This is a genomic window from Planococcus sp. CAU13, assembly GCF_000775575.1.
Taxonomy (GTDB): domain Bacteria; phylum Bacillota; class Bacilli; order Bacillales_A; family Planococcaceae; genus Planococcus.
Genome location: NZ_JRGN01000034.1, coordinates 1 through 10359 on the forward strand (window position 1 = coordinate 1; position 10359 = coordinate 10359).

The 10359-nt window shown below is 48.4% G+C and carries 12 protein-coding genes; 1 reads left to right on the forward strand and 11 read right to left on the reverse strand.

Annotated features, from left to right (window positions below):
* Window positions 1-78 precede the first annotated feature (78 nt).
* The 8 genes from KW93_RS01090 to KW93_RS01125 all read right to left on the reverse strand — a co-directional run bounded on the left by KW93_RS01090 (window position 79) and on the right by KW93_RS01125 (window position 7038).
* Window positions 79-672, reverse strand: a complete 594-nt coding sequence (locus tag KW93_RS01090) for a thymidine kinase (RefSeq protein ID WP_033541108.1) — start codon at window positions 670-672, stop codon at window positions 79-81.
* Between the two features lie 196 nt (window positions 673-868).
* Entirely contained in the window at window positions 869-1093 is a 225-nt protein-coding gene (rpmE, locus tag KW93_RS01095; protein ID WP_033541109.1) for a 50S ribosomal protein L31, read from the reverse strand.
* 150 nt (window positions 1094-1243) lie between these two features.
* The gene (rho, locus tag KW93_RS01100) at window positions 1244-2527 is read right to left on the reverse strand and encodes a transcription termination factor Rho (RefSeq protein WP_033541110.1); all 1284 of its coding nucleotides are present in this window, start codon (window positions 2525-2527) and stop codon (window positions 1244-1246) included.
* 115 nt (window positions 2528-2642) lie between these two features.
* On the reverse strand, window positions 2643-3608 hold the full coding sequence (glpX, locus tag KW93_RS01105) for a class II fructose-bisphosphatase (RefSeq protein ID WP_033541111.1): 966 nt from the start codon (window positions 3606-3608) through the stop codon (window positions 2643-2645).
* A 73-nt stretch (window positions 3609-3681) separates the two neighbouring features.
* A complete protein-coding gene (locus tag KW93_RS01110) occupies window positions 3682-4980 on the reverse strand; it encodes a UDP-N-acetylglucosamine 1-carboxyvinyltransferase (RefSeq protein ID WP_033541112.1) in 1299 nt (432 codons plus the stop codon).
* Window positions 4981-4992: 12 nt separating this feature from the next.
* Entirely contained in the window at window positions 4993-5643 is a 651-nt protein-coding gene (gene fsa / locus KW93_RS17230; RefSeq protein WP_033541113.1) for a fructose-6-phosphate aldolase, read from the reverse strand.
* An 85-nt stretch (window positions 5644-5728) separates the two neighbouring features.
* Window positions 5729-6586 carry a class II fructose-bisphosphate aldolase gene (locus tag KW93_RS01120; RefSeq protein WP_033541114.1) on the reverse strand — a complete coding sequence of 286 codons (858 nt, stop codon included), beginning with the start codon at window positions 6584-6586 and terminating at the stop codon, window positions 5729-5731.
* Window positions 6587-6672: 86 nt separating this feature from the next.
* Window positions 6673-7038 carry a response regulator gene (locus tag KW93_RS01125; protein WP_152602398.1) on the reverse strand — a complete coding sequence of 122 codons (366 nt, stop codon included), beginning with the start codon at window positions 7036-7038 and terminating at the stop codon, window positions 6673-6675.
* Window positions 7039-7112: 74 nt separating this feature from the next.
* Between KW93_RS01125 and KW93_RS01130 the strand changes: the two genes are divergently transcribed.
* Entirely contained in the window at window positions 7113-7592 is a 480-nt protein-coding gene (locus tag KW93_RS01130) for a DUF2529 family protein (protein ID WP_033541118.1), read from the forward strand.
* 58 nt (window positions 7593-7650) lie between these two features.
* Here KW93_RS01130 and KW93_RS01135 read toward each other — a convergent pair whose 3' ends face one another.
* The 3 genes from KW93_RS01135 to KW93_RS17585 form a co-directional block, all read right to left on the reverse strand.
* On the reverse strand, window positions 7651-9249 hold the full coding sequence (locus tag KW93_RS01135) for a CTP synthase (RefSeq protein ID WP_033541116.1): 1599 nt from the start codon (window positions 9247-9249) through the stop codon (window positions 7651-7653).
* 171 nt (window positions 9250-9420) lie between these two features.
* On the reverse strand, window positions 9421-9987 hold the full coding sequence (rpoE, locus tag KW93_RS01140) for a DNA-directed RNA polymerase subunit delta (RefSeq protein ID WP_033541117.1): 567 nt from the start codon (window positions 9985-9987) through the stop codon (window positions 9421-9423).
* 62 nt (window positions 9988-10049) lie between these two features.
* Complete coding sequence (locus KW93_RS17585; protein ID WP_162835037.1) at window positions 10050-10211, reverse strand: hypothetical protein; 162 nt, start codon at window positions 10209-10211, stop codon at window positions 10050-10052.
* Window positions 10212-10359 lie beyond the last annotated feature (148 nt).

Here is a 10359-nt window from a genome sequence, read left to right on the forward strand (position 1 = left end):
GCGACGAAGCAGCGAAGCGATGCAGGAGCAGCGAAACCACTTGCAGCTGTCACTGTGACACCTAAAGCAGATAAGCTTCTATTCGGAGACGGTTACGCCTGCCGGGACTTCGTGGTGGTGGCGGCATCTTGGCTCGTAGGCTTCCGCTGCCCCCACTAAAATGGTCGGGTCATCCGAACCGGCCGGCTTGCCGTCGATAAGTCGCTGTGTACGGCTGGCGGGAGATCCGCAGACTGTGCAGACCGCCTGCAATTTTGTGACTTGTTCAGCAATGGCCAGCAAAGCGGGCATCGGCCCGAATGGCAAGCCTCTGAAATCCTGATCAAGCCCGGCAACGATGACCCGGTAGCCGTGATTGGCCAGTTTTTGGACGTTTTCAACAATGCTTTCGTCAAAAAATTGCGCTTCATCGATGGCGATGACGTCAAATTCGTCTGTGATGTACTTCCACATTTCTTCTGAATGGGAGATTGGCAATGCAATAACGGTTGTGCCATTATGTGATACGACTGCTTCTTCACTGTAGCGGTCATCGATTTTCGGCTTGAATACGGCGATTTTCTGCTTGGCGAATTGCGAACGGCGGACACGGCGGATCAATTCCTCCGATTTTCCGGAAAACATGCTGCCGCAGATCAATTCCACCCAGCCTGTCTGTTTCATTACATACATTGTAGGGACCCCTTTCAAACGCTTGGTTTGTTCTAATAATACCTAATTTCTTCATTTATTACTGCTTATTTTACTGATATGTACGTTCTTTTCCGGATAAAAAGCAAAAAAAAATCCTGCCTGGCGATTTCGCGCAAGGCAGGTATTTTTCTGTCCAGACTCAAGCAGCCTTAACGGGCGCTTTCGCTTTTCTTTTTTATTCTTCTTCGTTGCTAATTTCTTCTTTAAGACCGTATTTTTTGTTGAAACGGTCAACGCGGCCATCAGCTGCTGCGAATTTTTGACGTCCAGTGTAGAATGGATGACATTCCGAGCAAAGCTCTACGTTAATATCTTCTTTTACAGAACCTGTAGTGAAAGAGTTACCGCAAGAGCAAGTTACTGTTGCCTGTTTGTATTCTGGGTGAATTCCTGTTTTCATGTGTTTTTCTCCTCTCGCCCTGAACCATCCGGAACAGAGTTTAATCTATTTTACTATTGCCTTACACGGCTCTTTAGGCCGTATATGCAATAGCTTTGCTTTTGACTCATTGATATTATCTTAACAAGTTTCAGCACCAATTGCAAGGATTTAAATCATCTTTTTGGAAGCCCGGTGCGCTTTCATTTCTGTTGATAATTGCTCGAAAAATTCTTCGTTCGTTTCTGTCTGGTTTAATTTCTTCAGGAAACGTTCTGCAAAATCGTGTGAATCGGAAAACGTTTTGCGGATTTTCCATAGTTTATCAAGTTCTTCTTTGCCAATCAACAATTCTTCCTTGCGCGTTCCGGAACGGCGGATGTCGAGTGCAGGGAAAATGCGGCGCTCAGCCAGGCTGCGGTCAAGATGCAGCTCCATATTGCCGGTTCCTTTAAATTCTTCATAGATTACTTCGTCCATGCGGGATCCGGTTTCCACAAGCGCAGTCGCCAGAATCGTCAGGCTGCCGCCTTCTTCAATATTGCGGGCAGCTCCGAAGAACCGTTTCGGACGGTGGAATGCTGCCGGGTCGATCCCCCCTGAAAGTGTCCGGCCGCTTGGCGGAATGACCAGGTTGTAGGCACGAGCCAGTCTTGTTATCGAATCCATCAGGATGATGACGTCACGCTTATGTTCTACAAGGCGCATGGCACGTTCCAGCACCAATTCAGCCACTTTTACGTGGTTTTCCGGAATTTCGTCGAATGTGGAAGAAACGACATCTGCATCGACAGAACGTTCGATATCGGTAACTTCCTCCGGACGCTCGTCAATCAGGAGGACAATCAATTCCGCTTCCGGGTGATTCGTTGTGATGGAGTTGGCAATTTCTTTCAACAGCATAGTTTTACCGGCTTTCGGCGGAGCAACGATCAAGCCGCGCTGGCCGAAGCCGACAGGCGAGACCAGATCCATGATGCGTGTCGACAAGTGATGATGCGTTGTTTCAAGACGGATGTGGCGATCAGGATATAATGGCGTCAATCCCGGGAAATGAACGCGTTCTTTTGCGATTTCCGGATTTTCGCCATTTACCGCTTCGACCTGCAGGAGCCCGAAATAACGTTCATTTTCTTTTGGCGGACGCACTTTGCCGGAAACTTTGTCTCCGTTCCGCAGATCAAACCGGCGGATCTGGGATGCTGAAATATAGATGTCCTGTGAGCTTGGTGAGTAATTGATCGGCCGCAGGAAACCGAAACCTTCAGACTGGATGATTTCAAGAACGCCTTCCATAAAGAAGAAGCCTTCCTGTTCCGCACGCGTTTTTAAAATCGCGAAGATCAATTCTTTTTTTGACAGTTTGCTGTAATTGACCAGCTTGTATTCTTTCGCCAAATTATATAATTCTTTTAAGGTCATGTTTTCCAATGCGGAAATAGTAATCATTGTCATGTTTGTGGACACCACTCTTATTCGGATTTTTTGTTTAGGACTTTCGGGGTTATCGATTGGAAGATTGTAAAGAAGGAGCCCGGCTCTCAGCCGGACTCAAATTGAAGTTCGCTCGTCAATCATTCATAACGAGATTCGGTTTTTTCTTCAGACTGTGGCGCCCTTCCACAAAACGGACCGTACCTGATTTTGCGCGCATGACAAGAGTATGGCTTTCTGCAAAGCCGCCTTTCAATTGAACACCGCGCAGCAATTCTCCATCAGTGACACCGGTAGCCGCAAAAATTGCGTCATCACCTTTTACAAGATCGTCCATCATCAGGACTTTATCAACATCAATTCCCATGTCGATGCAGCGCTGTTTTTCTTCGTCGTTCTGCGGAACAAGCTTTCCTTGGAACTCACCGCCCAGGCATTTCAGTCCAACTGCCGCGATGACTCCTTCGGGTGCACCGCCTGTACCGAACAGGATATCGACTCCTGTTATATCAAAAGCCGTATTGATCGCTCCGGCAACATCCCCATCATTGATGAGTTTGATGCGCGCGCCTGCATCGCGGATCTGCTGGATGATCCCCGCATGGCGTTCACGATTCAGAACAGTTGCGACAACATCTTCAATATACTTGTTCTTGGCTTTTGCCACAGCACGCAGATTATCGATAACAGGTGCATTGATATCAATTTTCCCTACTGATTCGGGTCCGACTGCAATTTTGTCCATATACATATCGGGTGCATTCAGCAGATTTCCACGATCGGCAATCGCTAATACTGCAAGTGCATTCCAGCCACCTGCCGCGACGATGTTTGTTCCTTCCAGCGGGTCGACTGCAACATCCACTTCCGGTCCGTTGCCTGTCCCAAGCTCTTCTCCGATGTAAAGCATCGGTGCTTCGTCCATTTCGCCTTCTCCGATAACGACGACGCCTCTCATGGGAACCGTATCAAATACGGTTCTCATGGCCGTTGTCGCTGCATCGTCCGCTTCATTTTTCAGGCCGCGCCCCATCCATTTCGCGGAAGCGATCGCCGCCGCTTCTGTTACACGCACTAATTCCATTGATAAACTGCGTTCCATATCATTTGTTCCTCCCGTTCAGCTAACTATATATCCCTGTTATTATAACATATATTGTTAGTTCAAATCCGGGTTAATTGGCGTCTGTGCCCAGGTCTGACTTCACACTTGCCACCGGATCGATCGTCTCTCTCCGGATGTCGGCTCCAAGGCCGCGCAATTTTTCGATGATTTCCGCATAACCGCGTTCAATGTGGTAGATTTCACGGATTTCCGTTTCACCTTCCGCCAGCAGGCCGGCGATCACCAGCGCAGCCCCAGCACGCAGGTCAGAAGCAACTACTGTCGCTGACGTCAATGGTGTCGGGCCGGTAATAATGGCTGCTCTGCCTTCGACTCTGCCGCTTGCATTCATGCGCCGCAATTCATCGATGTGTTTAAAGCGGGCCGAATAAATCGTATCGGTAATCATCGATGAACCTTCCGCCTGCGTCATCAGCACCGAAAACGGCTGCTGAAGATCGGTTGCAAATCCCGGGTAGACCAGCGTCTTTACATCAATGGCCTGCAGTTTTTCAGGTTTCGGTATATGGATCGATTCTTCGCCTTCCTGCACTTCAACGCCCATTTCACGCAATTTGGCGGTCAAAGCTTCCATGTGGAAAGGAATGACGTTGTCGATCGTAATGCCGTCGCCTGCCGCTGCAGCAAGAATCATAAATGTACCGGCTTCGATGCGGTCAGGAATGATTGTATGGTTGGTGCCATGCAATTCTTCTACTCCATCGATCCGGATAACATTCGTTCCTGCGCCTTTGATTTTCGCACCCATATTTGTCAAAAGAGTCGCGACATCAATGATTTCCGGTTCTTTTGCAGCATTCTCAATCGTAGTCTGCCCTTTTGCCAGCACAGCGGCCAGCATGATGTTGATCGTTGCGCCGACCGATACGACGTCCAGATAGATTTTTGCTCCGCGCAGTTCATCGGCGCGCAGGTAAATAGCACCGTGCTCATTCGTCACTTTGGCACCCAGCGCTTCAAAGCCCTTGATGTGCTGATCGATCGGACGCGGTCCTAGGAAACAGCCGCCCGGCAAACCGATTGCCGCATGCTTGAAGCGGCCGAGCATCGCACCCATCATATAGTAGGAAGCCCGTAATTTTTTCACGTTGCCATTCGGCAGCGGCATGTCGATCATCTGGGTCGGATCGATGACCATCGTGCCGTCTTCGAACGTCACTTCGCCGCCGATTTCCTCCAGGATGCTCTTCAATGTCCATACATCCGAAATGCCTGGCAAACCTTCAATCTGAACCGGTGAATTTGCCAGAATCGATGCGGGAATCAAAGCCACCGCGCTATTTTTTGCTCCATTGACTTTAATTGTCCCGGAAAGGCGCTTGCCGCCTGTAATTTTATAAACGTCCATCATAATTCTCCTTTATACCTCAGTCCGCTTTTCCCAGTCAGCCAAAAATGCTTCGATTCCTTTGTCCGTCAGCGGGTGCTTGAACATCTGCTCCATCACTTTGATCGGCATAGTTCCAATATGAGCACCGTTCAGCGCAGCTTCCGTCACGTGCTGCGGGTGGCGGATTGAAGCGGCTATGATTTCAGTATCAATTTCATGGATGGCAAAAATTTCTGCGATCGTCGCAATCAGATCCATGCCGTTGTGACCGATGTCATCGAGACGCCCCAGGAAAGGAGACACATAAGACGCGCCTGCACGTGCTGCAAGCAATGCCTGATTTGCACTGAAAATCAGTGTAACGTTAACTTTTTTGCCCTCTGACGCAAGAACCGAACAAGCTTTTAGCCCGTCTGGCGTCATCGGCAATTTCACCGTGATATTGGGTGCCAGGTCAGCCAGTTCGCGGCCTTCCTTAATCATGCCTTCCGCATCCAGTGCGATAACTTCGCCGCTGATCGAACCGTCGACGAGAGCCGCAATTTCTTTCAGGCGGTCATGGAAAGACACGTTCTTCTCTTTCGCCACCAGTGAAGGATTTGTAGTCACACCTGACAGGATACCCCACGAGTGTGCTTCTTTGATTTCGTCAAAATTTGCTGTATCAATAAAAAATTTCATTGTTATTTTCCTCCTTCAGTACGGAAAAAAGAGAAGGCGCTTTTTGCGCTTCTTCTCTCTTTCCTCTATTTTTTATGGTGCCTTTTTATGCTTTTCCTGAACTTCCAAATTCCCGCATTTTGCCTATTACAGTCTGTTTGATCGCTTCGCGGGCTGGACCCATATATTTCCGCGGATCATAGACAACTTTATCGTTGTCCAGCACTTCGCGGACAGCTTTCGCCGAGGCAATCTGGCTTTCTGTGTTGACATTGATCTTCGCCGTTCCAAGTGCAACGGCACGCTGAATATCTTTGAGCGGGATTCCCGTGCCGCCGTGCAGAACAAGCGGCACATCGCACAGCTGTGAAATTTCTTCCATTTCCTTGAAGCCAAGATTCGGCTCGCCTTTATACGGTCCGTGGACTGAACCAAGGGCTGGCGCCAGGCAATCAATTCCTGTCTGTTCAACCAATTGTTTGCATTCCTGCGGGTCGGCATAAATGACGCCATCAGCGATGATATCATCTTCCTGCCCGCCGACAGTTCCGAGTTCCGCTTCCACGGATACATTATGTTTATGTGCATATTCCACTACTTGCTTTGTGATTTCAACGTTTTCTTCAAATGGATGGTGCGATGCATCAATCATCACTGAGGTGAAACCTGCATCGATCGCTTCCTTGCATTTTTCAAAACTCGAACCGTGGTCCAAGTGGATTGCCACCGGCACGGTGATTTTATAATCATGCATCAGGCCTTTGACCATATTTACAACAGTTGTAAACCCACCCATATAGCGGGCAGCTCCTTCTGATACGCCACAAATGACCGGAGAATTCTCCTCCTGTGCAGCCTGAAGAATCGCCTGGGTAAATTCAAGATTGTTCAAATTGAACTGGCCGATCGCATATCCTTCGTTTTTACCTTTTATCATCATTTCTTTCATTGAAACCAACGCCATGACAAACTTCCTCCTCAGTTGCTGAATAAAGCAAATACCTTACCTATCATAACAAAAACTGTATCACTCCGCCACTTCCCAGTGTATCAGCCTTCTAACAATTTCATTACAGCGTCGCGCAGTTCAAATACATCGAACGGTTTGGTGAAATGGCGGACCGCTCCATACGTTTTCGCTTCTTCAATCAAATCAAGTTCGCCGTAGGCAGTCATCATCACCACTTTGACTTCGGCGTCCTGCTGTTTCATCCGTTTCAGAATTTCAATGCCGTCCATCCCGGGAATTTTCATATCCAGCAGGACAAGTTCCGGTTTTCTGGCTCCGAAAATTTCCAGCGCATCCCGTCCCGTACCTGCTGACAGCGTCTCAAAACCTTCTTTTGAAAACACTTCTTCCAGCAGTATACGGATTCCCGGCTGGTCATCTACGATCAATATGGTTTTCAACTGGATCCCTCCTAATTCTGCGTCCTGACATCTCTGCTGCCGCTTCTGCTATAATTCTGCATGAGGTGAGAGTTTTGAAAATGTTGACCACACAATTGACTGGCCTGTTCCAGCGCACCGCCAGGCACGAAGAAACCATCGAAGAAATGGCGCGCCTTCTTGCTCAGGCGGCCGTCGGTGAAGGCACAATTTTCATCGCGGCTTTCGGAGAAATGAAAGCAGTGGCCGCCGCAGCGCTTGAAGGAACCGAACCGCTTCCTGCCGCACGCGAATGGCAGCCGGACAGCCTGGTAACAAGCACAGACCGTATCTTCATTCTAGCAAAAAAAGATGAAGGGGATGAACTGGCAGGCAGATTATCTGATGCCGCCATCCCGTTTGCCATGCTGTGCGCGGAAACGAAAGACAGTGATCTGCCGGATGTGTTCCTGTCACTCGGCATAGACAAAGGCATCCTGCCTGCCGAAACCGGCGGCCGGACAGTCGTTCCCCATGCCATGGCGGCGCTGTTCGTCTACCACAGCATTAAGTTGATGGTGGATGAGATGCTGGCGGAATAAGCGCCTGAACAGAAAAAAGCCTTTCCGGAAATTTTCTTCCGGAAAGGCTTTTGATTTATTATTTATTTTCAAGAGAAGCTCTGATAAATTCACGGAACAGCGGCTGCGGGCGGTTCGGGCGTGAAATGAATTCCGGGTGGAACTGACTCGCCACGAACCACGGGTGATCCGCAATCTCGATGATTTCAACGAGACGGCCATCCGGGCTTGTGCCCGAGAATTTAAAGCCAGCAGCTTCAAACTGCTCGCGGTATTCGTTATTGAACTCATAACGGTGACGATGGCGTTCGTAAACCAATGTCTCGCCGTAAGCTTCATATGCTTTCGACCCTTCCTGCAATTTGGCAGGCTGAAGTCCAAGGCGAAGCGTGCCTCCTAGGTCTTCAACATCTTTTTGCTCCGGCAACAGATCGATGACCGGGTACGGTGTTTTCGGATTCAATTCTGATGAGTTGGCGTCATCCATGCCGAGGATGCTGCGGCCGAATTCAACAGAAGCCAGCTGCATGCCAAGGCAGATACCGAAGAACGGCACCTTGTTTTCACGCGCATATTTGATCGCAGCGATTTTGCCTTCGATACCGCGGTCGCCGAATCCGCCTGGGACGAGGATTCCATCAGAGTTCCTCAGCATTTCAGCCGCATTTTCAGCGGTGATGTGTTCAGCGTTGATCCAGTCCACTTCGATTTCAGCATCGAAAGCGAAACCGGCATGCTTCATTGCCTCCACTACAGAAATATAAGCATCCTGCAGTTCGACATATTTTCCGACAAGTCCGATACGGACCGTCTTCTTCAGGGATTTCACTTTTTCAACAAGCTCTGACCATTCGCCCATTTCCGCTTCCGGCGCTTCGATGCCGAAATGTTCCAGAACGATCTGGTCCATGTTTTGCTCTTTCAGGCGAAGAGGAATTTCATAAATCACATCGACATCACGTGATTCGATTACTTCCTCCGCTTTGATATCGCAGAACAATGCAATCTTGTCTTTCATTTCCTGCGGCACCGGATGTTCCGTACGGACAACGATCAGGTTAGGCTGGATACCCAGACTGCGCAGTTCTTTGACACTGTGCTGAGTCGGTTTTGTCTTCATTTCCTTCGCAGCGCCCAGGAACGGAATCAGCGTACAGTGGACATACATGACCTGCTCGCGTCCAAGATCCGATTTCATCTGACGGATCGCCTCCAGGAATGGCAGGGATTCGATATCGCCGACTGTTCCACCGATTTCTGTGATCACAACGTCAGCTTTCGCCGTTTTCGCAGCACGCAGGAGACGGTCTTTGATTTCATTCGTGATATGCGGAATCACTTGAACTGTTCCGCCAAGATAATCGCCGCGGCGCTCTTTTTGGATGACCGTCGAGTAGACTTTCCCTGTCGTCACGTTCGAATATTGGTTCAGGTTGATGTCGATAAAACGCTCATAGTGGCCAAGATCCAGGTCCGCTTCCGCGCCGTCGTCAGTCACATAAACTTCCCCGTGCTGATATGGGCTCATTGTGCCCGGGTCGATGTTGATGTACGGATCGAATTTCTGGATTGTTACATTCAATCCTCTGTTTTTCAATAAACGCCCCAGCGAAGCGGCTACGATTCCTTTACCAAGCGATGATACTACGCCGCCGGTGACGAAAATATACTTTGTCATACTTGTTTCCTCCTTGGTTTTTGAAGACGTCCCTGGGAAAAAATAAAAAGCGCCCCTCCTGCTGCATGCAGAGGGAGCGCATAAACTGTACGAATCAATCTCCTATTTTAAGGAGCCCAATAAAATCTTATCCAGTTCAGCGATTAAAGTCAAGGTAAAGAAATGTTCAGATTACTTCAACTCGTCGTCGTCTTCATCTTCTTCTTCGTCGATGATGTTCCCATCAAGGTCTTCCACCAGGACGTCCACATCTTCTTCGTCCTCGTCTTCATCCGGTATTGTGTCAAAGTCCAGGACTTCAACTTCGTCTCCGAGTTTCGGTGTGATGTCCTCATCGTCTTCGTCTTCTTCATCTTCATCGAAGTCATCGAAATCGAGTTCATCTTCCATTTCAAGATCGATGTCGTCAAACTCTTCATCGTCCGCAACTTTCGCTTTCTTCTTGCGGGCTTTGACAGTTGGTGCCGACTCTTCTTCGATCTGCTCCACCGGATACCATTCGCGGAGGCCCCAACGGTTTTCACCAAGGATCAGAAAACGCCCGTCAATGTTCATGTCCGTATAAAATTGCACAAGGCGCGCTTTCATCTCTTCTTTTGAAAGATTAAGCAATTTTTCAATTTCCTCAACGATTTCCGGATATGTTTTTGTTTCATGAGTTTCTTCCAATAATGCATATGTTAAGTCGACAAACGACTCTTCGATCAGTTCTTCTCTGGATAATTCGCGTAAATTCAATCTACACACGTCCCTTCTTCTCTCTTAACTTAATCCATTATATACAAAGTCTCTGCAGTCCGCTACCGCGACTTGTTTTTTCTTTTTCCCAGTACTTTCCAGCCGTAATAGAACAGGTACAATGACAGGATGATAAAAGGAATCGAGCCCAATGCCCTATTGTACAGGAAAACAATCAAAATGATACAGAGAAGAATAATGAGGTAATTTAAGTATTTCGGCATGATTTTTAACATCCTTTATGTCCTGCTTGCTAGTTCCTTCTATTATAACGGAGTTCCCAGAATATATCGAATTGACTTGATGAGAATTCCGTACGCAGAGCGGAAATTATGTGGGAAGAGCCGCTTGAAACGCTGAACGCCCGCAAAA

Coding starts and splice junctions, on each gene's coding strand:
- KW93_RS01090 (WP_033541108.1), bottom strand. CDS start 672: ATGTATGTAATGAAACAGACAGGCTGGGTGGAATTGATCTGCGGCAGC.
- rpmE (WP_033541109.1), bottom strand. CDS start 1,093: ATGAAAACAGGAATTCACCCAGAATACAAACAGGCAACAGTAACTTGC.
- rho (WP_033541110.1), bottom strand. CDS start 2,527: ATGACAATGATTACTATTTCCGCATTGGAAAACATGACCTTAAAAGAA.
- glpX (WP_033541111.1), bottom strand. CDS start 3,608: ATGGAACGCAGTTTATCAATGGAATTAGTGCGTGTAACAGAAGCGGCG.
- KW93_RS01110 (WP_033541112.1), bottom strand. CDS start 4,980: ATGGACGTTTATAAAATTACAGGCGGCAAGCGCCTTTCCGGGACAATT.
- fsa (WP_033541113.1), bottom strand. CDS start 5,643: ATGAAATTTTTTATTGATACAGCAAATTTTGACGAAATCAAAGAAGCA.
- KW93_RS01120 (WP_033541114.1), bottom strand. CDS start 6,586: ATGGCGTTGGTTTCAATGAAAGAAATGATGATAAAAGGTAAAAACGAA.
- KW93_RS01130 (WP_033541118.1), top strand. CDS start 7,113: ATGTTGACCACACAATTGACTGGCCTGTTCCAGCGCACCGCCAGGCAC.
- KW93_RS01135 (WP_033541116.1), bottom strand. CDS start 9,249: ATGACAAAGTATATTTTCGTCACCGGCGGCGTAGTATCATCGCTTGGT.
- KW93_RS17585 (WP_162835037.1), bottom strand. CDS start 10,211: ATGCCGAAATACTTAAATTACCTCATTATTCTTCTCTGTATCATTTTG.